At 66.7% G+C, this 24,384-nt stretch carries 20 protein-coding genes; 19 read left to right on the top strand and 1 reads right to left on the bottom strand.

Going from position 1 to position 24,384, the window contains the following annotated elements; all coding sequences use genetic code 11:
• Positions 1-153: 153 nt before the first annotated feature.
• Both REH65_RS08085 and REH65_RS08080 read left to right on the top strand, forming a co-directional pair.
• The gene (locus REH65_RS08085) at positions 154-1,365 is read left to right on the top strand and encodes an NAD(P)/FAD-dependent oxidoreductase (protein WP_406691938.1); all 1,212 of its coding nucleotides are present in this window, start codon (positions 154-156) and stop codon (positions 1,363-1,365) included.
• Positions 1,366-1,630: 265 nt separating this feature from the next.
• Positions 1,631-4,219, top strand: coding sequence for an aldehyde dehydrogenase family protein (locus REH65_RS08080; protein WP_406691937.1), 2,589 nt, complete (start codon positions 1,631-1,633; stop codon positions 4,217-4,219).
• A gap of 94 nt (positions 4,220-4,313) precedes the next feature.
• On the opposite strand, the gene REH65_RS08075 is transcribed toward REH65_RS08080, so the two are convergent.
• On the bottom strand, positions 4,314-5,102 hold the full coding sequence (locus REH65_RS08075; RefSeq protein ID WP_406693121.1) for a PaaX family transcriptional regulator C-terminal domain-containing protein: 789 nt from the start codon (positions 5,100-5,102) through the stop codon (positions 4,314-4,316).
• An 834-nt stretch (positions 5,103-5,936) separates the two neighbouring features.
• On the opposite strand from REH65_RS08075, the gene REH65_RS08070 reads away from it, so the two are divergent.
• From REH65_RS08070 to REH65_RS07990, 17 genes are all read left to right on the top strand, one after another.
• Positions 5,937-7,121: a cytochrome P450 gene (locus tag REH65_RS08070; protein ID WP_406691936.1), complete on the top strand. Its 1,185-nt coding sequence runs from the start codon at positions 5,937-5,939 to the stop codon at positions 7,119-7,121.
• Positions 7,121-7,315 (top strand): ferredoxin, encoded by a 195-nt coding sequence (locus REH65_RS08065; RefSeq protein ID WP_406691935.1) that lies wholly within the window; start codon positions 7,121-7,123, stop codon positions 7,313-7,315. The genes REH65_RS08070 and REH65_RS08065 overlap by 1 nt, the downstream gene beginning before the upstream one ends.
• A 117-nt stretch (positions 7,316-7,432) precedes the next feature.
• On the top strand, positions 7,433-7,798 hold the full coding sequence (locus REH65_RS08060; protein WP_406693120.1) for an SCP2 sterol-binding domain-containing protein: 366 nt from the start codon (positions 7,433-7,435) through the stop codon (positions 7,796-7,798).
• Positions 7,799-7,914: 116 nt separating this feature from the next.
• Positions 7,915-8,766 carry an MlaE family ABC transporter permease gene (locus REH65_RS08055; RefSeq protein ID WP_406691934.1) on the top strand — a complete coding sequence of 284 codons (852 nt, stop codon included), beginning with the start codon at positions 7,915-7,917 and terminating at the stop codon, positions 8,764-8,766.
• A 10-nt stretch (positions 8,767-8,776) separates the two neighbouring features.
• On the top strand, positions 8,777-9,631 hold the full coding sequence (locus tag REH65_RS08050) for an ABC transporter permease (RefSeq protein ID WP_406691933.1): 855 nt from the start codon (positions 8,777-8,779) through the stop codon (positions 9,629-9,631).
• 53 nt (positions 9,632-9,684) lie between these two features.
• Entirely contained in the window at positions 9,685-10,476 is a 792-nt protein-coding gene (locus tag REH65_RS08045) for an ABC transporter ATP-binding protein (protein WP_406693119.1), read from the top strand.
• A 1-nt stretch (position 10,477) separates the two neighbouring features.
• Positions 10,478-11,713, top strand: coding sequence for an MlaD family protein (locus REH65_RS08040; RefSeq protein ID WP_406691932.1), 1,236 nt, complete (start codon positions 10,478-10,480; stop codon positions 11,711-11,713).
• Positions 11,710-13,086: an MlaD family protein gene (locus REH65_RS08035; RefSeq protein ID WP_406691931.1), complete on the top strand. Its 1,377-nt coding sequence runs from the start codon at positions 11,710-11,712 to the stop codon at positions 13,084-13,086. Before REH65_RS08040 ends, REH65_RS08035 begins: the two co-directional genes overlap by 4 nt.
• Positions 13,086-14,372 carry an MlaD family protein gene (locus tag REH65_RS08030; protein ID WP_406691930.1) on the top strand — a complete coding sequence of 429 codons (1,287 nt, stop codon included), beginning with the start codon at positions 13,086-13,088 and terminating at the stop codon, positions 14,370-14,372. The genes REH65_RS08035 and REH65_RS08030 overlap by 1 nt, the downstream gene beginning before the upstream one ends.
• Positions 14,372-15,211 carry an MlaD family protein gene (locus REH65_RS08025; RefSeq protein ID WP_406691929.1) on the top strand — a complete coding sequence of 280 codons (840 nt, stop codon included), beginning with the start codon at positions 14,372-14,374 and terminating at the stop codon, positions 15,209-15,211. Before REH65_RS08030 ends, REH65_RS08025 begins: the two co-directional genes overlap by 1 nt.
• Positions 15,157-15,810: a hypothetical protein gene (locus tag REH65_RS08020; RefSeq protein ID WP_406691928.1), complete on the top strand. Its 654-nt coding sequence runs from the start codon at positions 15,157-15,159 to the stop codon at positions 15,808-15,810. The genes REH65_RS08025 and REH65_RS08020 overlap by 55 nt, the downstream gene beginning before the upstream one ends.
• Before the next feature lie 9 nt (positions 15,811-15,819).
• On the top strand, positions 15,820-17,127 hold the full coding sequence (locus tag REH65_RS08015; protein WP_406691927.1) for an MlaD family protein: 1,308 nt from the start codon (positions 15,820-15,822) through the stop codon (positions 17,125-17,127).
• Entirely contained in the window at positions 17,124-18,413 is a 1,290-nt protein-coding gene (locus REH65_RS08010) for an MlaD family protein (RefSeq protein WP_406691926.1), read from the top strand. Before REH65_RS08015 ends, REH65_RS08010 begins: the two co-directional genes overlap by 4 nt.
• Positions 18,414-18,859: 446 nt before the next feature.
• Positions 18,860-21,130 carry an RND transporter gene (locus tag REH65_RS08005; RefSeq protein WP_406691925.1) on the top strand — a complete coding sequence of 757 codons (2,271 nt, stop codon included), beginning with the start codon at positions 18,860-18,862 and terminating at the stop codon, positions 21,128-21,130.
• Complete coding sequence (locus REH65_RS08000; RefSeq protein ID WP_406691924.1) at positions 21,127-22,218, top strand: peptidyl-prolyl cis-trans isomerase; 1,092 nt, start codon at positions 21,127-21,129, stop codon at positions 22,216-22,218. The genes REH65_RS08005 and REH65_RS08000 overlap by 4 nt, the downstream gene beginning before the upstream one ends.
• A 46-nt stretch (positions 22,219-22,264) precedes the next feature.
• Positions 22,265-22,747: a hypothetical protein gene (locus REH65_RS07995; protein ID WP_406691923.1), complete on the top strand. Its 483-nt coding sequence runs from the start codon at positions 22,265-22,267 to the stop codon at positions 22,745-22,747.
• Positions 22,748-23,185: 438 nt separating this feature from the next.
• Entirely contained in the window at positions 23,186-24,328 is a 1,143-nt protein-coding gene (locus REH65_RS07990) for an NAD(P)-dependent alcohol dehydrogenase (RefSeq protein ID WP_406691922.1), read from the top strand.
• The last annotated feature ends 56 nt before the right edge of the window (positions 24,329-24,384 follow it).

Here is a 24,384-nt window from a genome sequence, read left to right as displayed (position 1 = left end):
GTTGGACAACGGCCGCTAGAAGCACTACATCTGAGGCGATTCAGCGGTATGAAATGTAGATCGAGCTTTCCAGGCGCCTCGATCTCTGCATAAACTATACAGTGTGAGGCACTTCAGGGTCATTTCTGTCAAATATCGCTTGCGGGAGTTCTCATGAGCACCGGAAACCTGGTCGTGGTCGGAGCCTCGCTCGCCGGGCTGCGCGCGGTGGAATCCGCCCGGAAGGCCGGGCATCAGGGGCGCATCACGCTCATCGGGGACGAGTCGCACCTTCCCTACGACCGGCCACCGCTGTCGAAGGACTTCCTGAACCCTGATGGCGTGCCGGATGCCGCGTTGCACTGGGATGAAGGGCAGTTCTCGGCCTTCGAGGTCGACCTTTGCCTGGGGCGGCGAGCGTCCGCACTGGACATCGCAGGGCGCAGCGTGGTCGTCGGCGACGGCGCGATCGAATTCGACGCCCTGGTGATCGCGACCGGTGCCGCTGCGCGTTCGTTGCCCGGCGCGGAAGGCCTGCGGGGCGTGCACGCCCTGCGGACGCTGAACGATGCTCGTGCGATCCGGCACGCCCTCGAAGCCGGGGCTCGGACGCTGATCGTGGGCGGCGGTTTCATCGGTTCGGAGGTCGCAGCCGCGGCGAGACGGCGAGGATTGCCGGTGACACTGGTGGAATCGCTACCCACCCCGCTCGTGCGCGCGGTCGGCGCCGAGGTCGGTTCGGCGGTGGCCCGGCTGCACGAGGAAAACGGCGTGGACGTGCGGTGTGGCATCACGGTCACCGGAGTGACCGGCTCCGATCGGGTCGAGCAGGTCGATCTCTCCGACGGCACGGTGCTCGACGTTGACCTGGTCGTGGTGGGCATCGGCGCCAGTCCGGCGACGGACTGGCTGCGTTCGTCCGGGCTCGACGTGGACGACGGAATCGCTTGTGACGAAACGCTGAACGCCGGGGTGCCCGGTGTCTACGCGGCGGGTGATGTCGCCCGTTGGCCAAGCGAGCGCTTCGGTCGTTCGTTGCGAGTCGAGCACTGGACGAATGCGGCGGAGCAGGGAGCGCTGGCGGCCAGCAACGCCGTCGCCCCGGATTCGGCGTCGCGCTACGACGAGGTGCCGTACTTCTGGTCGGACTGCTACGACCGGAAGATGCAGTTCGTCGGGGTCGCTGAAGGGATCGATGAGGTCCACGTCGCCGCAGGTGACCTCGAATCGGCCCGGTTCACCGCGTTGTACCGCAAAGAGGATCGCGTGGTCGGCGCCTTCACCATGAACAACCCGGGGCACAGCGCGAAGTCCCAGCGTTTGATCGCCCGAGGGGCCGGCTGGCAGGAGGCGCTCGACCTGCTGGCTCGGCGAAAGGCGCGCTGACTCCGGTCGGCGCCCGCACCTCGTACCGACGGATGATTCCCGATCCTGTGTCGTGCGTTGTCCGGCTGTCTTCGCACTTGAAAGACCAGTTCAAGGGTGTAAATGCTACTCAAAAGTGGACTGGATGCCGATGTGTGTTGACTAATGCGTTCGTCCTCGCCTACCTTGTCGGTGAGCAGGGTCACCACCGGTTTCGCAGACGGTCGACCCGCCTTCCGGCGCTGATTTCGCGCCATTTTCAACGGTCACGGCAAAGGAGCTGACCATGGCAGTGGTCCATGACAGTCTTTTCATCGACGGAACTTGGGTCCCACCCACGACCGACCGCCGGATTCAGGTGGTCAACGCGACGACCGAGGGGTCGCTGGGCAGCGTGCCGGAGGCCGCCAACGCGGACGTGGACCGCGCCGTCGATGCAGCTAGGCGGGCGTTCGACGAGTCGGGATGGGCCAAGACGTCGCCGGCTGAGCGGGCAGAGGTGCTCAACAGGTTCGCGGACGCGCTGGAGAAGCGCTCCGACCAGTTGACCCGCACGGTGAGCCAGCAGAACGGGATGCCGCTGAGCCTGAGCGAGCAGTTCGAGGGCGGTTACGTCGTGGCGCTGCTGCGCTACTACGCGGCCCTGGCCACCTCCGCCGAGTTCGAGGAGCGGCGTCCGTCGCCGCTGGGATTCGACACGCTGGTGCAGCGATCGCCGGTCGGCGTCGTGGCCGGCATCGTGCCCTGGAACTACCCCGTGGTGTTGGCGGCCACCAAGATCGGCCCGGCGTTGGCGGCCGGGTGCACGATCGTTCTCAAGCCCTCCCCGGGAACGGTGCTCGACTGCTTCATCGTTGCCGAGGCCGCGGAGGAAGCCGGAATCCCGCCCGGTGTCATCAACTGGGTCCCCGGTGGCCGGGAGCTGGGCGCGTACCTGGTCAGCCATCCCGGGGTCGACAAGGTGGCCTTCACCGGATCGACCGCGGCGGGCCGTGCGATCGGGGAGGCCTGCGGGCGTCTACTGCGTCCGGTCAGCCTCGAGCTCGGTGGGAAGTCCGCTGCCGTCATCCTCGATGACGCTGACCTGGACAAGGTCACCGAGGGCCTGTACTTCGCGTCGCTGGCCAACAACGGGCAGACCTGCATGGCCTGCACCCGAATCCTGGCTCCGGCGAGCCGGTACGACGAGGTCGTCGACGCTCTGACCGGCTGGATGGGCGGGCTCAAGGTCGGCGACCCGCTGGACGCGTCCACCCAGGTCGGGCCGCTGGCCTCGGCCGAGCACCGCGAGCGCGTCGAGGGCTTCATCGCCAAGGGGCGTTCTGAAGGCGCGCGGCTCGCGCTCGGCGGCGGTCGCCCGGCGGACATCGACCGAGGCTGGTTCGTCGAGCCCACCGTCTTCGCCGATGTCGACAACTCGTCGACGATCGCTCAGCAAGAGATCTTCGGCCCGGTGTTGTCGGTGATCAAGTACGACGGCGACGACGAGGCCGTGAAGATCGCGAACGACTCGGACTACGGGCTCGGCGGCAGCGTGTGGTCCGCCGATCCTGAGCGGGCCAAGCGGCTGGCCGGTGAGGTGCAGACCGGAACGATCGGTGTCAACGGCTACGTCCTCGACCTCAACGCCCCATTCGGCGGAGTCAAGGACAGCGGCATCGGTCGCGAGTTCGGGCCGGAAGCGCTCGCCGGTTACCAGGAGTTGAAGTCCATCTACCTCCCTGGCCGCCGCAACCGCCACCCTTTCATTCATCTTTTGAGGAGAGTATCCATGCAGGTCACCGCTGCGGTCGTCCGTGAAGCCGAGCAGCCGTTCCAGATCGAGGAGCTGGAACTGGACGCGCCCCGGGACGACGAGATCCTGGTCAAGATCCACTCCGTCGGTATCTGCCACACCGACATCGGTGTGCGCAACCAGTGGCTGCCCGTGCCGTTGCCGCTCGTGCTGGGACATGAGGGTGCTGGTGTAGTGGAGTCGGTCGGCAAGAACATCACCAAGGTCGAACCGGGCGACAAGGTCGTGCTGAGCTACGGCGCGTGCCGCAACTGCACCATGTGCAGACGTGGCGAACCGAGCTACTGCGAGCAGTTCGTGATGCACAACGTCGCCGGTACTCGCCTCGATGGCACCACCGCCCTGCACGGAACCGGCGGTGACGTGAACGGGTTCTTCTTCAGCCAGTCCTCGTTCGCCACGCACGCGATCGCGATCGAGAGCAACACCGTCAAGCTCGATCCGTCGACCGATCTGTCCACTGTGGGTCCGCTGGGCTGCGGCATTCAGACCGGTGCGGGCACCGTGCTCAACAGGCTGAAGCCGCATGCCGGCAGCAGCCTGGTGGTCTTCGGGGTCGGCGCCGTGGGGCTCGCCGCGCTGATGGCGGCCAAGGTCGCGGGTTGCACCAAGATCATCGCTGTCGACCTGGTGCAGGACCGCTTGGCCCTGGCGGAGGAGCTCGGTGCCACGCACACGATCAACGCCAAGACCACCGATGACGTGGTGGCCCAGATCCAAGGCATCACCGGCCGAGGGGCTGACTTCTCGGTGGACACCACCGCGGTGACCTCCGTCGTGCGGCAGGCCGTCGACTGCCTCGCGTTGAAGGGGACCTGCGCGACGCTGGGCTTCGGCACGGCCGGCACCGAGGTGCAGGTCGACATGCTCCAGCTGCTGATGGCCGGCCGAACCATCACCGGCGTCACCGAGGGCGACGCGCGGCCGGACGAGTTCATCCCGCAGATGATCGAGCTGAACAAGCAGGGGCGCTTCCCCTACGAGAAGCTGATCTCCACTTACGACTTCGCCGACATCAACAAGGCGTGCGAGGACGCTGAGTCGGGCAAGGCGGTCAAGCCGGTTCTGAAGCTGGTCTGATCCGAAGAGGATGCGGGAGAAGTTCGGGCGGTGGTGGCTGCGCAAGTCACCACCGCCTGAACGCGTTCGCCGCCAGGGGAGCGGGCAAAGGGACTCAGCCGGGAGAGGTTTCCTTGACCACTTCGCGCCACCGTTGCTGGGCGTCTTCGTACCAGGCCTCTCGGAGCTGGTGGAACAGCACGGCGGCGCGTCTGCCGATCCAGTTGGGCAGCAGTTCGGCGGGCAGCTGCGGATCCATGAAGGGGAACCGTTGCCACTCGTTCGTCAGTTTGACGTGCGTGAACAGCAACGGGTCGCCGGGAGCCGGCTGCAGGCCGCTGTAGCGGATCAGCAGCTCTTCGTACTTCGCGGTGACCTCGTCGAGATCCCAGGAGAGTTCGACGAGCTCCTGCTCGGTCTGCCCGATAGCGCTCGCCTTCCCGACGAAGGCGAGGGTCGAGGATCTCAGCTCGAGTTCGTCGATCACCTTTTGCGCCCGGGGCTGGCGGTCGACGTGAGGGGAGACCCAGACGCCGGGGGTCGGGTTGCCGAAACCTTCCCAGTCCAACGCGGTGTAGAGGGACTTGCGGACCGAACGCTGCGCATCCGGGATGGTGACCAGCAGGATCAACCAGTTGCCGTCCCACGGATCGGCGTCGGCGTGCAGCGAGTAAACGCGCTTGGCCCCGTCCTCCATGAGGCGCTTCCCGCTGTCGGTGAGCTCCCAGCGCACTTCGCGCCCCTGACGTTGCGCTGAGATCCATCCCGATGCCGCAGCGCGGTTGATCGCTTGACGGGCCGTGCGCTGCTCGATGCCCATCCCGACGAGCATGTACAGCAGCGACGAGGTCCACACCGGCTGGTCGTTCGGGTGCACCAGCTCGCCGAGCACAGTGATCAGCATGGAGCGAGCGCTTCCCGTCGTGACCGCGGGCCGCGTGGACTGCTTGCCCGAACGCCCCTTGGCTGATGCGCCTTCGCCTGCTTGGGCCATCACGGGTCCTTCCGCAGTCGACCGAAGTGTCGACCTTCGGGTCGTCGGATCGCCGGTCGTGCGGGGGTGCAGGCCGGCGGCTGCTCGGTGTCAGGAATGCCGCCGATCTCACGATCGGTGACGGGACCTGCGCAAGGCCACTCTAGTTGGAGTAGCCAGGCGGACGCGCCGTGGTCGTTCGGTGCGCGGCTCACGGCGGCGTTGCTGTTTCAGGGTGCCGCGGTGTTGCACGAACGGCGCACCAATAGGACTACACGGATTGAGGTGTACTGGCAACGCATGTCGCGTAATCCTGATGTGCGGTAGCACTTCAAGGCAGGATCGCCCCGGGTGCGAGCCGCCTGGCGTAGAGCTCTAGGTGGGCTCGTTGCGGGGGCGCAACCGGGTTTCCGGGTCGCTTCGTGAGCGTCGATATGCGACACGAGCCTTGACGCAATTCATGCCGATGTATTAGATTTCGGCGTGTGTCACATGTGAGGTGCCTCTCGGGATGCTGATCCTCCGGTCCGCCGACCGCGGACCGGGATCGGCGAGAAGCACCCCCAGTCCCGTCAACGAATCGATCGGCGACTTTCCGTCGCCCGTCTTCGCCGTGCGCCGGCACCCATCGGCAGCCGGGACGCGGTCGGACAACCACCACGGAAGAGGACGGTCATCTTGAGCGCTGCGGACGGCGTTAAGGGCCAGGCGACGACGAAAAGCCTGGATGACAGCAAGATTCGCGAGCTGATCCGACGGTTCAGCTTGCACAGCAAAGACACCCAGAACAACGCACACGAGCTCTTCACGGAGATGCGGGAGTCCTGTCCTGTCGCGCACAGCGAGGAACACGGTGGTTTCTACGCGCTGTCGCGTTACCAGGACGTCTACGACGCGGCGCACAAGCCGGAAACGTTCTCGTCTTTCCCGGTGACGATTCCGCCGTTCGGCAACCCGACCCCGATGATCCCGATCGAGTCTGACCCGCCGGACCACCGAAACTACCGGACGCTGGTCGGGCGTCAGTTCAGCCCGAAGTCGGTGGCGGCCAACGAGCCCTTCATGCGGAAGATGGTCACCAAGATCATCGATGGCCTGGTCGGCGCGACTGAGGCGGACCTGGCCAAGGAAGTGGCCGTCCCGCTGCCGCTCCGGGCGATTCTGGAGCTCTACCTGGGCGTGCCCGAGAAGGACTGGGACATGCTCAAGGACCAGTTTCTCTACATGCTGCAGCCCGACCCCGAGGCCAGTGACGAGGACAACCAGGAACGCTCGATGGAAGCGGGCCTCAACTGCACCAAGTACTTCGCAGAGATGCTCGAGGACCGCCGTGTCAACGGCTACGGCACCGACCTCATCAGTGACCTGGACCAGGCAGAGGTCGACGGTGAGCGCCTTGAGGACGATGAGATCTTCGGCTTCTGCCTCGTGCTGGTGCCCGCCGGATTCGACACGACGGCGAGCGTGCTCAGCCGACTGCTGCTGATGTTCGCCGAGAACCCCGAGCTGCGCACGCAGCTGGAGGCGATCGTCGATGACCCGGACAAGCTGGACCTGGCCGTCGAGGAGCTGGTTCGCTACATCCCGCCGCAGCCGGGAGTCGCTCGCAACGTCACCGAGAAGTGCACCTTCGCGGGACAGGAGTTCGACGAGGGCGACCGGTTGCTCCTGCTGTGGCCGTCGGCGAACCGTGACCCGGAGGAGTTCGCGAACCCGGACGAGATCGTGCTCGACCGGCAGCCCAACCGTCACCTCGGATTCGGCTCCGGGATCCACCGGTGCCTGGGAGCGCACCTCGCGAGGCTGGAGCTGAAGGTCTTCCTGCAGGAGTTCTTGCGGCGGGTGCCGCGATACCAGGTGACTCCGGGGCAGGAGGCCCTGTGGCACACCGGCAACACCTGGGGCGTGAAGAAGCTGCCGGTGACGTTCGAGGCCTGGAGCGGGAACTGATGCGCATCTCCATCGATTTCGACAAGTGCTCGGGCCACGCCAGGTGCGTCGCTCGCGCTCCGGAGCTGTTCGACGTGGACGACGACGGCAACTCCTTCGTGCTCGTGGACGAAGTCGACGAGGCGGACCAGGACGACGCCCGCAAGTCGGTGGACGTCTGCCCGGAGCGAGCCATCTCGCTGCACGAGGACTGACCGGACCCCTCATCGGCTGAATCGGCCGCCGGACTCTAGGTAGGGAAGCGAATCATGGGCGTATTCAACGACGAATCCGAGGTCTACCGGTACCTCGGCCGCATCTTCCAAGTGAGCATGGAGGACCCCGAACTCGGTCCCAAGCTCCGCAAGGTTGGTTCTGTGCTCAAGTTGAACCAGACCGATCCCGAGTCGACGATCGTGATCGATTTCGGGGAGGGAGTGGTGCAGCTCGGCGAGAACGACCAGACCAAGGTCACCCGTCCCATCGACGCCGAGCTCGACATGAAAGCCGATGTAGCGCACCGGTTCTGGTTGGGAAAGGTCAACGTCGCACTGGCCATGGCCAAGGGGGACATCCGCAACCACGGCAAGGTGTCGGCGGTCATGAAGGTCGTGCCGATCACCAAACCGCTGTTCGCGACGTACGAGAAGATCCTGCGCGACGCCGGGCGCGAAGACCTGGTCGATGCGGTGAAGTAGATGAGCGCGCTGAGCCGCCGACTGTGGCCCTCGCGGCTTCGCCACGGATCAGCACCTCTGACCGGGCGCGGTTCGTCGTGCTCACGGGATGTCGCGGTGACCTTTAGGGAGCACGAATGACCACAGTGGAAGAAAGCGAACAGCCGCAACGGCGGCCGCGCGCCTCCGACCGGTTGGTCGGTGCTGTTCCGGGGCCGGCCCGAAACGTGGTGCTGGAAGTCGGCCAGATGTGCCAGCTCCTCGGCAAGGTCGTCTACAGCGCTGTCCGGTACCCGCGCGGGTACTGGAAGGAGACGGTCGATGAGATGTACGCCCTGCTGAAACTGTGCTTCTGGCCGGCGACCTTCTCGATGGCCGGCTTCGGGTTCCTGATCACGGTCATGGGTGTCGGGCTCCTGGTGCTGCTGGGCGCGGCTAACCGCATGGGCGCCTTCTGGGTCATGGCCGACATCCGTGAGATCGCCGCGTTCATGGTCGGGATGGTGGTGGCGGGCGTCATCGGCACGTCCATCACCTCCGACCTCGGTGCCCGGAAGGCCAGGGAGGAACTCGACGCGCTCAAGGTTCTCGGTCTGGACCCGGTCCGGATGCTGGTGCTGCCGCGGGTCATCGCGACCGCGGTCATGTGCGCGATGTTGAACTTCCTGACGTCGTTCGTCGGTGTGCTCCTCGGCCTGCTGGCCGTCGGTGCTCTGGGTGATACCACCACCGCCGCCTACATCGACAGCATGTCGCACAACCTCTACGCGGCCGATGTTTGGGGTGCGGAGCTGAAGACCTTGCTGACCGGCTTGCTGATCGGCGTGGTCTGCAGCTTCAAGGGGCTCAACGCCGGCGGCGGTCCGGAAGGCGTGGGACGCGCGGTCAATCAAGCGGTCGTCATCTGCTTCGCCCTGGTGTGGGTCTTCAACTTCTTCTTCAACGCCATCGCACAGGGGCTGAACCCAGACCTGCTGATGCTGAGATAAGGAATACCGGATGGCCATGGAAAGCGTGCAGCCGTCACCACGCAAGCTCTTGGGCGGGCGTGGGGCTGCGAAGCCGAAACAGCCCATCGTCTTTTCCTCGACGTGTTCTACCGTCGGGAACATCGCCTCGTTCAGCTTCCGGGTGTTCGCGGAAATGCCGATCACCATCGGGCTTTACCTCTCCGAGGTGATCCGGCAGGCTGCGATCCTCATTCGTTCGAGCAGCCTGGTCATCTGGTTCATGATGTTCGCGATCGGTGGGGAAACGGGTCTGCAGGGCAGCTACATCCTCAACCAGGTCGGTGCATCGGACTACGTTGGCGTGTTCAACGCGGTCGGCGACCTCAAGGCTGACGGAACCTCGATGTGGGGCTGGGTCCTCGCGGCGAAGGTCGGGTGCGGTTTCGTCGCCGAGATCGGCTCCATGCGGATCAGCGACGAGATCGACGCCCTGGAAGTGATGGGCTTCCACTCTCGAGCCTACCTGGCCGGGACTCGGCTGTGGGCGATGTGGATCGTCGCGCCGTTCCTGTTCGTGACCGGCCTTGGATTCCAGTTCATCGGCTCGTGGGTGGTCACCCAGGTGATGCTGGACACGACCTCGCCGGGTGCGTACTCGAACATCTTCTGGTCCTTCCAGGCACCGGTGGACCTCCTCTACGCCCTGATCTGGGCGATGCTGCTGGCCACCATGGTCACGCTGGTGGGTTGCTACTACGGCTACACCGCCTCCGGCGGCCCGGTCGGCGTCGGCGTCAACACCGCGAAATCGATGATGGTCAACATGATCATCGTCAGTGCGGCGGCGGCCATTCTCTACCAGTTCTTCTTCGGAACCACGATCCAGACACCGATTGCCAACTAGGGCAACGTCGTTGAGTTGAGGAGCCCACAATGGATGCCCATGACACCGAAGTCATGCCGTCGGCGGTGAGCGCCCCCGAGGCCAACGGCGACGGGCACACCGCCTCAGTGCACAACCTGTACAAGTCCTTCGGGTCCTTCCAGGTGATGAACGGACTGAGCCTGAACTTCAAGCCCCGGGCGATCACCACGATCCTCGGGCCGTCGGGTACCGGTAAGAGCGTCCTGCTCAAGCACATGGTGGGACTGCTGGAACCGGATTCCGGCACGGTGAACGTGTTCGGCCAGGACATCTGGGGGATTGCGGAGCGGGAACGGGCGCAGCTGCGGAAGCGGTTCGGCGTTCTGTTCCAGGACGGTGCCCTCTTCGGCTCCATGAACGTCTACGACAACGTGGCGTTCCCGCTTCGCAAGCACACCGACAAGTCCGAGGCCGAGATCCGCGAGATCGTCAACTACCGGCTCAAGGAAGTTGGTCTTGAGGCGGCCGAGAAGAAGGCGCCGAACGAGATCTCGGGCGGCATGAAGAAGCGAGCGGGGTTCGCCCGGGCATTGGTGATGAACCCGGAAATCGTGCTCTTCGACGAGCCCGACTCCGGCCTGGATCCGGTGCGCACCAGCCTGCTCAACGATGTGATCCTCAAGATCCATGAAGAGGACCGCGGTACCTACGTCGTCGTCACGCACGACATCAGGACGGCGAAGAAGGTGAGCGACTACGTCGGACTGATCTGGCAGGGCCGCGTCGTCTACTACGGCCCGGCGGAAGAGGCGTTCAACTCCAGCGATCCGTTCGTGCGGCAGTTCCTCGCCGGAGATTCGGTCGGCCCACTAGGAATGGACTGAGATGTTTCGAGCGGGGAAGCTGGTCGCGCTCGCGGCCGTGGTGACCGCCGTTGTCGGCGGGACGGCCTGGGCGGTCGAGAACGACGAATACGAACTGCAGCTGGTCATGCCCAACGCGGCGAACGTCCTGGAAGGTTCTCGGGTCGAGGTCGACGGGACTTCCGTCGGGAGCGTGACGGGTTTGGAGGCCCGTGACAACCAGGCCCTGGTCACGGTCTCGGTCGACGGGGACCACGCACCGCTGCACTCCGGCAGCAAGGCACAGGTGGAGTGGCGCGGGCTCCTCGGCGAACGGGTCGTCCGGCTGATCCCGGGGCCGGAGGGCAACCCGGAGATCCCCTCCGGCAGCCTGATGAAGGCTGGTTCCGAGCAGGTCGAGCTGGACCAGGTCCTGGCCGCGCTCGACGAGCCCACCCGGCAACACCTGAACTCCACGCTGCAGCAGCTGGACCAGCAGCTCAAGGCGCATCCGCAGGACCTGCGCGGCACTCTGGACTCGGCGGGCCCCGCCGTTCAGGAGCTCGGGGAGATCCTCAAGGCGGTCGGGCAGGACGGGCCGGCGATCCAGAGCCTGATCCGCAACCTGAAGACGATGATGGAACCGGTGGCGGCCCGGCGAACCGAGCTCGAGAAGATCGTGCGCGATCTCAACAGCGCCACCGGAGCCATGTCCTCGGAGCAGGAGCAGCTCAAGCGCGCGCTGAGTGAACTGCCATCCACACTGGACTCCGCGAAGCGGACCATGGACGGCGTTCCCGCTGCGGTCGACGAGGCAGCCCCGCTGCTGCGAGATCTGCGGCCTGCGACTCAGCAACTGACCTCGGTGTCGCAGAACCTGAGCCCGTTGCTGACGGACCTGCGGCCTGCGATCAAGGATCTGCGGCCGACGCTCAACGCGGCCGACGACCTGCTGCAGCACACGCCGGCGCTGCTGGACAGCGCGCACACGACGGTCCCCGGTGTGGACAACGCGCTTACCCAGCTCAACCCGGCCGTTCAATTCCTGCGGCCCTACACCCCGGACCTCATGGGCTGGCTGAGCAACTGGTCCGCGGCGTTCGCGAACTACGACTCGCAGGGGCACTACTTCCACGGGCTGGTGCAGGTCGGGACGAACGTGCTCGACGACAACCCGGGTGCCGCAGTAGGGCTCAAGGGCGGACCGAACTCGCGACCGGCCCCGGGCATGGCCTCGGGCCAAGCGTGGGTCGACGCGAATGGGAGTGCACCGCGATGAGCATTGTGAGAAGTGCAGGACTGAAGGTCGGGCTTTCGCTCGCGGCGGTGGCGGCCGTGGTCGCCACCGGGTTCACCGCGGCGGGAACCGGCGATGACGACGACGTCTCGCTGACCGTGATGTTTCCGGACGCCAGCCCGCTGATCCCGGGCAACCTCGTTCGGCTGTCCGGCGTGGAGGTCGGCCAGATCGAATCGGTCGAGCTGCAAGACGGACAGGCCGCGGTGAAGATGCGGTTGGACCCGTCGGTGCTGCCGTTGCACAGCGACGCCAGCGCGAAGATCCGGCCGGTCACGCTGCTCGGCGAGCGCTTCATCGACCTCAGCCGGGGCTCGGATAACGCACCGGAGATGCAGGAACCGCTGGTCATCCACTCGCAGCGGACGACCCGTGCGGTGGACCTCGACGAGGTGCTCAACTCGCTCGACGACCCCTCCAGCACCGCGCTCGCCGCGCTGGTGACGACGCTGGGCGAGGGAACCGCCGGGCAGGGCGCCAATGTTGACGAAGCGCTCAAGGCGCTCGCACCGGCCATGCAAAACACCCGCGAGCTCGGTGCCGTGCTCGAACAGCAGAACGCGGTCCTCGGGCAGCTGGTGGATCGCACCAGCCCGGTGGCCCAGGCCCTGGCCGAGCGCAACGGTGGCAACCTCGATCAGGCGGTGGAGCAGGGCAAGCAACTGCTGGCCTCAGTGGCGTCCCAGCGGCAGGCGATGAAGGACTCGCTGGTGCAGCTGCCGGGAACCCTGCAGAAGGCCAACCAGGTGCTCTCCGAGGTGTCCGGCGTCGCCGAGGCCGGCACGCCGGTGCTGCGGGACGTCCGGCCGGTGACCGACAACCTCACCCAGATCACCAGCGAGCTCGACGCGTTCGCCGACGCCGCGGACCCGGCGCTGGGTTCGCTGCCGCCGGTGCTGGACAAGGCGAAGGGCTTGCTCGACCAGGCGGCACCCGCAGTCCGGGATCTCCGGCCGGGTGCGGACCAACTCCCGGTCGTGGGCGAGTCCGCGCACAGGCTGGTCGGTGACCTCACGCCTGCGATGAGCACGGCGCTTGACTTCATCAAGTACTGGGCGATGTCCACTAATGGACGTGACGGTCTGAGTAACTACTTCCGCGCGTTCGTCGTGACGACCCCGCAGAGCATCCTGCAGTACCCCGGTGTGGGCGTCGGCCCACCCGGACCGCCCACGCCCGCACCGGTGCCGCAGGTTCCGATTCCGGGTGTTCCGGGTGTGCCTCCGCCACTTCCGGGGCTGCCGAGCGTGCCAGGACTCACCGGTGGGCCCACTGCGAACGGTGACGGCAGCGCGACGGGACTCGACCAGTCGCAGGAAACGGCCCTGGTTGACCAACTGCTTGGAGGTCGCTGATGACAGCGGTGTCGCAATCGACGACGCGGTCGTTCGTCGCCGGACTGGGTGGCCTCGCCGTCCTGGGAGGCGTGGTACTCCTGGGCGTGACGGCCAGTTCTGGGGTGCCCGGCGCCCCGGTGACCACGGTCCGCGCGGAATTCGACCAGGTCGGGGCCTCGCTGAAGGTGGGCAACGACGTTCGTGAGAACAGCTCGCGGGTCGGGCGAGTCGCCGCGCTGACCTACGAGAACGGCCACGCCGTGGCGACCTTGGAACTGGACGGCAACGTGCCTGTGTACAAGGACGCCAAGGCCGAGGTCTGGGACCAGTCCGCACTGGCGAAGAAGGTCGTGGAGATCGACCGCGGCCACGAGGCGACAGGGCCGCTGGGCGACCAGCCCATCGCTGCCGAGCACAACGTGAATTCGGCCGACCTCGACACCGTCCTGGACGTTCTCGACCCGTCGACGCGCGATGCGCTGACCAGCACCCTCCGAGAGGTCGGTGGTGGGGCGGCGGGCCACGGGCAGGACCTGCACGACCTCGTTGAGCACGCCCCCGGGATCCTCAACGGCCTCGGCAACACCGCAGGAGCGCTGAGCTCGCAGGAGACGGACCTGCCGGCACTGCTCGATCGGGCGGATCAGCTGGCGGGCTCGCTCAACGGACGGGAGCAGCAGCTGGCCGATCTGGTGCGTGAAACCGGAGACACGGCCAAAGCCCTGAACCCTGATGACGGAGCACCGCTGCAGGACAGCATCGAGGTGCTGCCCGCGACGCTGCACGAGGCCCGAGCCGGCCTCGACTCGCTCGACGAGCCGTTGGCCGACCTGCGCTCGGCGGTGTCGGACGTCCGCCCGGGCGCCAAGGCGCTGGGCGCGGCGACACCCGATCTGCGCGGCGTGCTCCGTGAGGGCACGGCGCCGATGAACATGGTTCCGGGCGTGGCGGAGAAGGCCGAACCCGCGGTCGCGGATCTGACCCGGACGGTGGCGGACGCGCGTCCGCTGGTGCAGCCGGTGTCGCGCGGGCTGACCGATGCCGCACTGCCGGTGAACATCCTGTCGAACTACAGCACCGAGGTCGTCAACTTCTTCCGGAGGATCGAGAGCATGGTCTCCACCTCCGTCGCACCGGGCGTGCACGGCGCGCGCGTCGGTGTCGCGGCCACTCCGTCGTCCATCGTGGACGGTGGAGTTCTCAAGGATCCGGTGCAGGGGCAGGACCCCTATCCGGCGCCCGGTGAAGTCGATCGTCAGCGCATCGGCCTGCTGCCGAGTGCGATCAGCGGAGGTGGCCAGTGATGTCGTCGAAGAGGCGGAAGCCGAGGTTCGGCTCGCCGGTCGTCATCGGAGCGGTCCTGCTGGCGGTCGTGATCGCTGTGCTGCTGGCCGTGTACCAGAAAGAGCGGATCAGCACCGCGCTGTCGTCCGGCGAGGAGGTCCAGGCGGAGTTCAGCAGGGCCTACCGGGTGATCCCGGCGAAGTCGGACGTGAAGATCGCCGGTGTCGTCGTCGGGACGGTGACCGACGTGGACAAGGCCGAGGGCGACAAGACCATCGTGTCCATGAAGCTCTGGGGCGACAACCCGGGCAAGCTGGGCAGCGCACCGTCGGCCATCATCCGGCCGACGACCCTGCTCGGTGGCAACTACTACGTGGAGCTCAAACCCGGCGGTGAGCGCGAGAAGTTCTCCGGCGATCGAATCCCCGTGCAGCGCACCAGCGTGCCCAGCGAACTGGACAAGATCCTCGCTGCGATTCCCGGGCGTGCGCAGGAGAGCATTCAGAACACGACTCGCCTGACGGATGATTCGCTGAAGGCGGGCGCCGGCGAGAGCCTGGGCAACCTGCTCGAGCACGCGCCGCAGACGCTCAACCCGGCGGGCGAGGTGCTGCACAGCGCCCGCGGGACGAACCCGGACCAGGACCTCTACGGGATCGTGCCGGACCTCAACACGGTCGCTGCGGCGCTGACCCGGCGAGATGGGCAGCTCGGTACACGATCGATTCGCTCGGTGACGTCAGCTCAACGCTCGCGCGGTCGCAACGCCCTCTGGCGGAGTCGATCGACAGCCTGCCCCAGACCTTGTCGGCCACTCGCAGCGGTCTCGACGCGCTGCACGGCAGCCTGGACCGGTTGACCGCCACGGCGGGCAATGCCAGGCCTGCCGCGCAGGAACTGGGCCCGCTGCTGGCCAAGGCCGATCCCGTGATTCGTGAGGCAAGGCCGATGGTCAACGAGCTCCGCCCGCTGCTGCACGACGTGCAGCCTCTGGTCGGACAGCTGGTACCCACAGCGCAGAAGGCGACCTCGACGCTCAACCTCGTGAACGGTCCAGTCCTGGACCGGATCAACGGACCGATTGCTCAGGCCGTGTTGTCGCCGTGGAAGGGCACCGGCGCCTACGAGGGCAACGGCGGTACCGGGCACAAGCTCTACGAGGAAGTCGGTTACCTGGCGGCGCACACCGCGAACCTGTCGAAGTACGGCAACAAGAACGGCCGGATGCTCGGCCTCGGTCTCGGTGCGGGCGTGTCCTCGGTGGGCGGAAAGAACCCCGGTACGGCGCAGTTCCTGCAGTCGCTCGGGCTGCTGCCGGGCGGGATCGAGGTCCTGCCACCGCCGGACAACGCGGGAGACGACTTCTCGCGGTCGCCGGCGACCGCACCTGGGAAGGACCAGTTCCTCCCCCTCCCGGGCGGGCCGACCTCCGGCGCGCCCCAGACCTCAGGGAATTAGGAGCGGACGGTGGACAAGAAGTTCTCGCTCAGCCGGGTTTGGGAGCGCATCCGAACCGTTCCCGGCCTGGGACGAAATCTCCTCGCGCTCGCGGTGGTGATCGTGTGCGGCTTGGTCAGCGCATCGATGATCCTGGCCAACCAGCGGTTCATCCCGCCGTGGCAGGAGCGGTACGAGGTCGCGGCCGAATTCGAGCAGGTTCCGGCGGTCAACCCTGGGCAGCAGCCGAAGGTGCGCATCGCGGGAGTTGAAGTCGGGCAGATCACCCGCAGCGAGGTTTCGGAAGGTGGCCGGGCGAAGCTGACCCTCTCGTTGGAGCCCGGGTATCAGGTGTACCGGAACGCCCGCATGGTGCTGCGTCCGACCAACCCCCTCAACGAGATGTACGTGGAACTCAACCCGGGTGGGCCGCCGGCCCCGGCCTTGCCGCCGAACGGGGTCATCCCCGCGACTCAGACCGAGCGTCCGGTGCAGCCCGACGAGGTGCTCAACCACCTCGACGAGCGGAGCAGGGCGGCGGTGACCAACCTGCTGTCGTCCTCCGACGTGGCACTGGCGAACGCGCCGCAGCACCTGCCCGCCGGGCTCAACGCCACGGACGCGACGCTCGTCCAGTACCAGCCGGTGTTGCAGAACCTGCGAACCCGCAGGGAGAACATCGCCAAGCTGGTGTCCTCGCTGTCGCAGATCAGCGCCGCGGTGGGTCATAACGACGGTCGGCTCACCGAGCTGATGGACGCCAGTGAGCAGACCCTGTCGGCGTTGTCCGAGCACAACGCGGAGCTGGAATCGACGATTGGGCAACTGCCGGAGACCACCGGACAGCTCAAGCGCGCGATGAAGGGCGTCAACGGGCTGACCGGCCAGTTGAACCCGACGCTGGACAACCTCAACGCGGCGTCGGAGCAGCTGCCGGAGGTGCTGCGCAAGGTCAACGGCACGGTCGACAACCTGGGCCGCACGGTCCAGACCGCGCGGCCGGTCGTCTCCGCCGCCGGTCCGGTGGTGCGCGACCTGCGACCGATGGTCGACGACGTGCACACCGCTCTGGGTGACCTGGAGCCGGTGGCGCGCGATGCGGGACCGAACAGCGAACTGGTCGTGTCCTACCTCAACGACCTGCAGGCGTTCATCTTCAACACCAACGGTGCGTTCAGCCTCTCCGATGCCAACGGCGGGTTCATCCGCGGCCACGTCGCGGTGCCGCTGCCGGACGCGGGCGTGCTGCCCGGAACACACGGTGGCAACACGGGCGGGGCTCCGCCGGTGCAGCCCGATCAGCACGGCGGAACTACGGGTGACGGGAGCAACCCATGAGGTTTTTCCAAGGCACTGCGGGCAAGCTCGTCGTGCTGGGGACCTTCTTCGTCCTGTCCATGGTGTACATGGGATACCTGCTGGACAAAGCGGGTGTCACCAACCCGTTGGCGAACTCGCAGTCCTACACGGCGTCCTTCGAGACGTCCGATGTGGACAACGCGATCCCGGTGGGTGACGTGAAGGTAGCGGGCGTCAACGTCGGCAAGATCGACAGCGTCGAGCGCGCGCACGGCAAGGCGCAGGTCGTGGTGAGCCTGGAACAGCAGGCCGCGCCGCTGCACGAGGGCGCCAAGGTCCGGATCGGTGCCAAGTCCCTGGCAGGGGAGTCCTACATCGACATCATCGACGGGAAGGGAAAGGAACTGCCCAGCGGCAGCCGGATCCCGCCCGAAGGCGTCGAGCGGGGCGTCCAGCTGCGCGACGTGATTAACAGCCTTGACCCCAAGACCAGGGAAGCGCTCGGGGGCGTGATCCGCACGGCGGGCGAGGGCACCACCGGGTCGAAGGAGGACATCGCCGGCGCGATGACAGGCCTGGGTCAGCTCGGTCGGCAGGGCTACACGGCAGTGGACGCCATCTCGGCCCAGTCCAAGGACCTGACGACACTGGCGCAGCAGACGACGACCGTCCTGGACGCTCTCGACACCGGACAGGGGCAGATCGCCTCGCTGGTCGAGAACGCGCAGCGGCTGACCTCGGCCACGAGTGGCCAGCAGGAGGACCTGGCCGCGACGGTACGGAGCCTGCCCGGGGTGCTGTCGAGCACCCAAACGGCCACCGGCAAGCTGCACGAACTGTCCTCGTCCGCGGCACCGGTCGCAGCGGACCTCAAGGCGGCGGCGCCGTACCTGAACTCGTCGCTGCAACAGCTGCCGCAGACGACGGAGGACCTGCGCGGGCTGCTCCCGGACCTGAACTCGACGCTGCACCAGGCGCCGGGCACTCTGGACCGGCTTCCGGTCACGGCGCAGGACGTCAGCGCCCTCGTGCCGCAAGCGCGTACGGCGATGACCAACCTCAACCCGATGTTGTCCTACATCAAGCCGTACGGGCCGGAGCTCGGGGCGTTCTTCGCGAACTTCGGTTCAATCTTCCAGTACACCGATGAGGCAGGCATCCACTACTTCCGACTGCTGCCCGACCTGGGCAACGAGGGCATCGTCAAGGGCGTGCCCGTGCCGCTGCCCGGGGTGCTGACCAACAGCAACCCCTACCCGGCTCCGGGGCAGAGCGTTTCACCGGAAGGACCGGATTTCACCAGGCTCCACCCTCAGCCGAACTGACGGCGAGACGGATCCGGGAGCGTGGACGGACCTCCGGGTCGGTGCGAGTCGAAGGACTCCACCGCCCGGAGGTTCCTCCTTCATGACCGCCGGGATTCTCTACATGAGGGCGTGGGCGACGTGGCGATCTCTTCCAGGTCGGGCCTGGAAGGTCGCCAAGTCATCCGTTGTTCCTGCTCATGGAGCTCCTTTTCGCGCTCTGACATGACGGCAAAGAGGCACCCAAAAAGCTCTACGTAATAGGCGACTGAGTGCCTCACAATGTTGTTTTTGGTGGGTGCGCAGAGGTACTGTGTCCCGCATCACGAGGAATGGCACGACGACGTGGAAGGGATGGGGCTGGAGCGATGCGGCTTTGGAAAGCGCCTCTGGCGCGGGTCCGGACACTCCTGGGCCGGTCCACGTCTCCAGCCGAGGAATCGCGAACCGGGCGAAGCGCCGACACGATGCGAAAGCTGTTGGCGTCCCTGGTGGTTCTCGGGGTAGCGAGCGGCACCGTGCTGGGACTGCTGAACTTGCGGGTCGAAACGACGGTGGAGTCCTTCCTCCCGGAAGGCGACCCCAGCGTTGATCGGTTGGAGGAACACGCGGAGGCCTTCGGCGGGAACCCCGTCGTCGTCCTGCTGGAGTCGGAGAAACCCGGGCACCTGCTGCTCGGCGACAAGCAGCTCGAAAAGCTCATGAAGCTCGAGGGATCGCTGTCGCGAGTACCTGACGTGGCCACGGTCTACGGGCCCGGCACGGTCATGAACCAGCTTGCCATCTCATCGCAGAACCTGCTGGCGAGCCTCAGTGGTACCCGCGACGGACTGCGCGCCCGCGCCGAGGCGGAGGCCCGCAACAAGCACGAATCGGAATCGGCGGTCCGTGCCGCCGGCGATGCCGCCACCGCCGACTTCGATCGCCGCTACGGGACGTTGCTCGTCCGCGGCCTGCCCGGCGGACTTCCCACGACCAAGAACCCGAACTTCGTCCGCAACGTCATCTTCGACGAGACCGGCAAACCCCGGGCGCGGTGGCACTTCGTGGTGCCGAAGGAGGACAGCATCGCCGTGCTGGTCCGCCCTCGTGAGGGGATGGACGAGGCGGCCACCCAGCGTCTGGCCACCGGGGTGCGGGAGGCGGTCGGTGCCGCCGGACTGGAGACCAGCAACACCATCACCGGGGTCCCGGTCATCACCTCCGCCCTGACGGCCGAGGCGAGGGCGGAGATCCCGTTGCTGGCCGGGCTGGCCGCTCTCGTGATCCTGCTGCGCTTCCTGATGGCCTCTCCCGGTTCGAGTCTGTTCCGGAAGCTGTGGCCGCTGCTGGCCGCGTTGATCGGCAGTGCGCTGACGCTGGCCGCGTTCGGCCTCACCGGCGTCCCCATCTCCTTCGGCGCGGTGGCGCTGCTGCCCCTGCTGATGGGCATCGGCAGCTCGTTCTCGCTGTACCTGGCAGTTTCCGCCGACCGGCGCCGCGTGCTGGTCGTGTCGGTGGCCAGCGCGGTCGCGTTCGGCTCACTGGCCATCTCGCCCCTGCCGTTCGTCCGCCAGCTCGGCCTGGCGCTGGGCGTGGGTGTGCTGCTCACGGTTGCGGTCACCTTGCTCATCGGCCGCAGGCTCGGCGTCGCACCGACGCTGGCGAAGCCTTCGAGCAGGCCGGCTTCTGTCCCGCGGCGACCCGGCGTGCGCTGGAGCGCGCTCGGGTGCTTGGCCGCAGTCGCGGTTCTGGGCTGGGCCTCGCTGGCCACGCTCGACGTGCGGGCGAACCCCGAGGACGTCGCGCAGGGGCTGCCGGAGCTCGAGCACGCTCGCTACGCCGAGCAGACGCTGGGTTCCTCCGGCGAGGTCAGCATCGTGTTGCGCGGCCAAGATGTGCGCAGCCCGCAGGCGCTGGACTGGATGTTCCGGGCGCAGGACGCGACCGTCTCGCGCTACGGCGACCAGATACGGCCGGTCCTCACCGCCCCGGACCTGTTGAAGTTCTTGGGCGACAAACCGAGCCCCGAGCAGGTCGCGGCCGGCTTGCAGCTGCTGCCCCCGTACCTGACCAGTGCGGTGTTCAGCCCCGACGGCACTCAGGCGGTCATGACATTCGGCTTGAAGTTCCAGGATCTGGACAGGCAAACAGCACTGCTCGATGAGATGCGCGCCGCTCTGCCACCTCCGCCTGGTGCGACGCAGGTCGACGTAGTCGGTCTTCCGGTGTCGGCGGCTCGTGCCTACGAGCTGATCTCGCAGCACCGGTACCTGGACAACCTGGTGGGCATCGGGGCGGCCGGGCTGGTCCTGTTCTTCGGCCTGCGCAGCCGGCGCGACGCTTGGCGCGCCATGGCGGCCGCCGCTCTGGCGACGGGGTGGACCGTTGCCGGGCTGTGGCTGGTCGGTGAGCCGCTGAGCCCGCTGACCATCGCGCTCGGTTCGCTGGCCACCGTCACCGCCTGCGAGTTCACCGTGCTGTTGGCGGAGGAGAACCGCAGTCGCTCAGTCCCGCTCACGCGAGTGGTCGGGTGGGCCTGTGCCACATCGGTGCTCGGGTACCTGGCCCTCGTCCCGTCCAAGATCGTCTTGCTCCGCGACTTCGGCATCACCCTCGCCGTCACCGTCCTGTTGTCCTACCTGGCCGCTCTCGCGGTAGTGCGCCTGAGCCCGTCGTCTTCGCCGAAGAACGCAACGGTGGCCGCCGGCGAAGTCCGCGGCGCCGACATCGAGCTCTCGGAGGTTGTCTCATCATGAAGATCCGCGTGCCCGCCTTCCTAACTCGGGGCGCCCTCGGCCGCCTGAGCGGATACCTCGGCCGCCCTTCGGCATTCGGGATCAAGGGGTACCGAGCGGGCGTCGTCCTCGCGCTGTTCGTGGTGATCCTCGGTGGATCCGGCACGAAGGCCGTGATGCACGCGGCCGAAGCGCTCCCGGATGGAGCGGCTTACCGCGCCCAGGGCGTGGTGGTCACCGAAGAGCAGTTGCGGCAGCGCGTTGGTCTGATGGAATTCGTCTACGGCTTGCAGCAGCCGAAGGAGCCCGCCAAGCAGGACGAGTTCAAGCGCTCGGTGGCCAAGGCGATGGCGGTCAGCGACGTGGTGGACAAGGCCGCTCGCGATCACGGCATCGTGATCGCGGACAAGGCCGCCAGCGATCAGCTGGAGCGGGTGATCAAGGAAACCGGCTACGCCGACCGGCAGACCTTCATCCAGGAGCTCGGCGCGCGCGGCATCTCCGAACGCAACGTCATCGACGAGATCAAGCGGCAGCAGGCCAACGCGCGCCTGTTCGGCGAGGTGACGAAGTCGGTCAAACCGGCCGGCGACGCCGACGCGCAGCGCTACTTCGACCAGAACCGCGCGCAGATGGTCACCCCCGAACAGCGCGACGTCGCCAACATCGTCGTTCCGGACGAGGCCACGGCGCAGCAGGTCCTGCAGCAGGCGAGCGCCGGTGGCGACTTCGCCGCCCTCGCAGGGCAGTTCTCCATCGACGGAAGCACCAAGGACAAGGGCGGTTCTCTGGGACTGGTGCAGGCCACCCAGCTCGACCAGGCCTATGGGAAGGCGGCGTTCGCCGCTCCGGCTGGCGCGGCGTTCGGCCCGGTGCAGACACCGCAGGGCTGGAACGTCGGCCGGATCGGCGAAGTGCGCCCCTCGGTCCCGGTCTCATTCGACCAGGTCAAGGAAGCGATCAAGGGCAAACTGGACAACGACGCGAAGCTCGCCGCCTGGGACCGGTTCCTCGCGGAGCGGATCAAGGACGCCGACGTCACCTACGCAGCGGACTACCTGCCCGCGAATCCGGACGCATCGCCGGTCCAAGCAAGACAGGGCAACTAGGTCGTCGCTGCGGCCGTACGTCACGACACGGAGAAGGAGGAACGACATGCTGGCTCTCGTGCTGGCCGTGGTCTCGGGTGTGTGCCTCGTGGTCGGGTGGTCGGTGGAGCAGATCATCCTGGTGTACGCGGCTTTCGGGATCTCGGTTCTGGGACTGCTGCTGGTGCTGATCGGGGTTTTGCGCAACAAGCCGATCAACGTGCCGGATGCCGACGCGTCTGGCGACCTCGCTGCATCGGACGCGGCGGAAACCGAGCCGGAGGAGCAGGCGGAAACCGCGGCGCCGGCCTCGGCGGGTGACCTCGCGCACGAGGTCTTCGTCGAACGATCCAGCGGCGACCGGCTCGACGCCGACACACCGGTGTACGTCCTGCAGCGCCGCAAGCGGTTCCACGTCGCAGGCTGCACATTGGTGGAGAGCAAGCAACCTCAGGAGCTGACGTTGGTTGAAGCGCGTGAAGAGGACTTCACGGCGTGCTCGGTGTGCCTCGAGGTTGGCGCGGCGGCGTTGCTGTCTGAACAGCGGTGATGCCCTGCCGAAAAAAGCGCTGCGGCGCAGCGCTATCTGGAAGAGAGGCGGCCTCTGGCCGCTGCTCGACTTGATCGATGCAGAGGGTTCGTCCGATAGTGAACCCCTGTCACTGACCGTGGTTCGGTAAAAGCACGTAGTTATACCCGTGACCCCCACCATAGTGGGGCGGTTAACGTGGTGTTTCCAGAGCGCAAGACCAAGGCGAAGGGGCCGGTCATGAGGCTCGAGCACCACCTAGAGTACGCCGGTGAGCCGTGGACCCGCGGTCGGTTCCACGGTTCCCTGTCGGTTGATCGATTAGCGATCCACACGATCGTCTCGGTGGCTCCGCGAGCGCAGTGCGAATTTCGGCCCGCACGCCCTGGTCGCTTAGCAGCACTCGAGACAGCCCGGGTGAACGTTTGAGCCGGGTGGGAGATCGCCAAGGAGGCCGAAATGCGCGTGACCGCTGCTGTCGCCAGGGATGAGGGCCAGCCGTTCATTCTCGAGGAGCTCGAGCTCGACCAGCCACGACCTGACGAAGTGCTCGTCGAAGTGCACTCGGTCGGTCTCTGCCGCACCGACGTCGCGCTGCGGGACCAGTGGATGCCCGTTCAGCTGCCTGCGGTGCTGGGTCACGAGGGTGCAGGTGTGGTCGCGAAGGTCGGTTCCGAGGTCACCAAGGTCGCGCCCGGCGACAAGGTGATCATGACTTTCGCCTCCTGTGGGCAATGCCGCTACTGCCTGGGTGGTCATCCCGCCTACTGCGTGGAACTGCTGGAGCGCAACCTCAGTGGTGGTAGACCCGATGGCAGCAACGCCCTGCACTGCGATCACGGCGAGATGTATGGCTTCTTCATGAGTCAATCCTCGTTCGCCACCCACGCGATCGCCTGCGAGCGCAATGTCGTGAAAGTTGACGACGACACAGATCTCGACGTCGCCGGACCGCTCGGCTGCGGGATCCAGGCGGGCGCGGGCGCGGTGATCAACCGCCTTCGGCCGGAAGCCGGCTCCACCATCGCGATCTTCGGCGTCGGTCCCGTCGGAATGGCGGCGATGATGGCAGCCCAACTCGTCGGATGCAGCAAGATCATCGCGGTCGACACGCAACCGGACCGGCTGGCCCGCGCCGGTGAGCTCGGTGCGACCCACCTCATCGACTCGGGCCGGGTTAACCCGGTCAGCGCCATCCAGACCATCACCGACGGCGGTGTGGGCTACACGGTCGAGACCACCGCGGAGCCAGAGGTGCTGCGGCAAGCGGTGTACAGCCTGGCCGCGCTGGGCACCTGCGCGATCCTCGGTCTGGGGCCGGCCGGCGCCGAGTTGTCCGTCGATATGACCAACCTGCTGCTGCCCGGGCGCACGGTGACCGGTGTGACCTGGGGAGACAGTCGTCCCGACGAATTTCTTCCGCAACTGCTGGAACTCCACGGGCAGGGACGTTTCCCGATCGACAGGATCATCGACACCTATTCGATGATGGACATCAACAAGGCGGTCGAGGACATGGAGGTGGGCAAATGCCTGAAGGCCGTCCTCAAGCCGTGCCGGCTTCCCGCTAGGCGGAACGGGCGGGACGCCTACATGCGGTGACTTCGGCGGTTTCGCCCGGTCGGACGCCCATCGTCCGCAAAAGGGTGGCATTTGGT

It is taken from the genome of Saccharopolyspora sp. ID03-671, assembly GCF_045278815.1.
GTDB lineage: Bacteria > Actinomycetota > Actinomycetes > Mycobacteriales > Pseudonocardiaceae > Saccharopolyspora > Saccharopolyspora ipomoeae.
The sequence above is the reverse complement of the archived record's forward strand: the minus strand, read 5'-3'. Positions and strand labels throughout refer to the sequence as shown.

Excerpts from the sequence above, each read along its gene's own strand:
- REH65_RS08025 (WP_406691929.1), top strand. The coding sequence starts at position 14,372 with ATGTCGTCGAAGAGGCGGAAGCCGAGGTTCGGCTCGCCGGTCGTCATC.
- REH65_RS08055 (WP_406691934.1), top strand. The coding sequence starts at position 7,915 with ATGACCACAGTGGAAGAAAGCGAACAGCCGCAACGGCGGCCGCGCGCC.
- REH65_RS08010 (WP_406691926.1), top strand. The coding sequence starts at position 17,124 with ATGAGGTTTTTCCAAGGCACTGCGGGCAAGCTCGTCGTGCTGGGGACC.
- REH65_RS08075 (WP_406693121.1), bottom strand. The coding sequence starts at position 5,102 with ATGCTGATCACTGTGCTCGGCGAGCTGGTGCACCCGAACGACCAGCCG.
- REH65_RS08030 (WP_406691930.1), top strand. The coding sequence starts at position 13,086 with ATGACAGCGGTGTCGCAATCGACGACGCGGTCGTTCGTCGCCGGACTG.
- REH65_RS08085 (WP_406691938.1), top strand. The coding sequence starts at position 154 with ATGAGCACCGGAAACCTGGTCGTGGTCGGAGCCTCGCTCGCCGGGCTG.
- REH65_RS08000 (WP_406691924.1), top strand. The coding sequence starts at position 21,127 with ATGAAGATCCGCGTGCCCGCCTTCCTAACTCGGGGCGCCCTCGGCCGC.
- REH65_RS08005 (WP_406691925.1), top strand. The coding sequence starts at position 18,860 with ATGCGAAAGCTGTTGGCGTCCCTGGTGGTTCTCGGGGTAGCGAGCGGC.
- REH65_RS08035 (WP_406691931.1), top strand. The coding sequence starts at position 11,710 with ATGAGCATTGTGAGAAGTGCAGGACTGAAGGTCGGGCTTTCGCTCGCG.
- REH65_RS07995 (WP_406691923.1), top strand. The coding sequence starts at position 22,265 with ATGCTGGCTCTCGTGCTGGCCGTGGTCTCGGGTGTGTGCCTCGTGGTC.
- REH65_RS07990 (WP_406691922.1), top strand. The coding sequence starts at position 23,186 with ATGCGCGTGACCGCTGCTGTCGCCAGGGATGAGGGCCAGCCGTTCATT.
- REH65_RS08050 (WP_406691933.1), top strand. The coding sequence starts at position 8,777 with ATGGCCATGGAAAGCGTGCAGCCGTCACCACGCAAGCTCTTGGGCGGG.
- REH65_RS08080 (WP_406691937.1), top strand. The coding sequence starts at position 1,631 with ATGGCAGTGGTCCATGACAGTCTTTTCATCGACGGAACTTGGGTCCCA.
- REH65_RS08040 (WP_406691932.1), top strand. The coding sequence starts at position 10,478 with ATGTTTCGAGCGGGGAAGCTGGTCGCGCTCGCGGCCGTGGTGACCGCC.
- REH65_RS08045 (WP_406693119.1), top strand. The coding sequence starts at position 9,685 with ATGCCGTCGGCGGTGAGCGCCCCCGAGGCCAACGGCGACGGGCACACC.
- REH65_RS08065 (WP_406691935.1), top strand. The coding sequence starts at position 7,121 with ATGCGCATCTCCATCGATTTCGACAAGTGCTCGGGCCACGCCAGGTGC.
- REH65_RS08060 (WP_406693120.1), top strand. The coding sequence starts at position 7,433 with ATGGAGGACCCCGAACTCGGTCCCAAGCTCCGCAAGGTTGGTTCTGTG.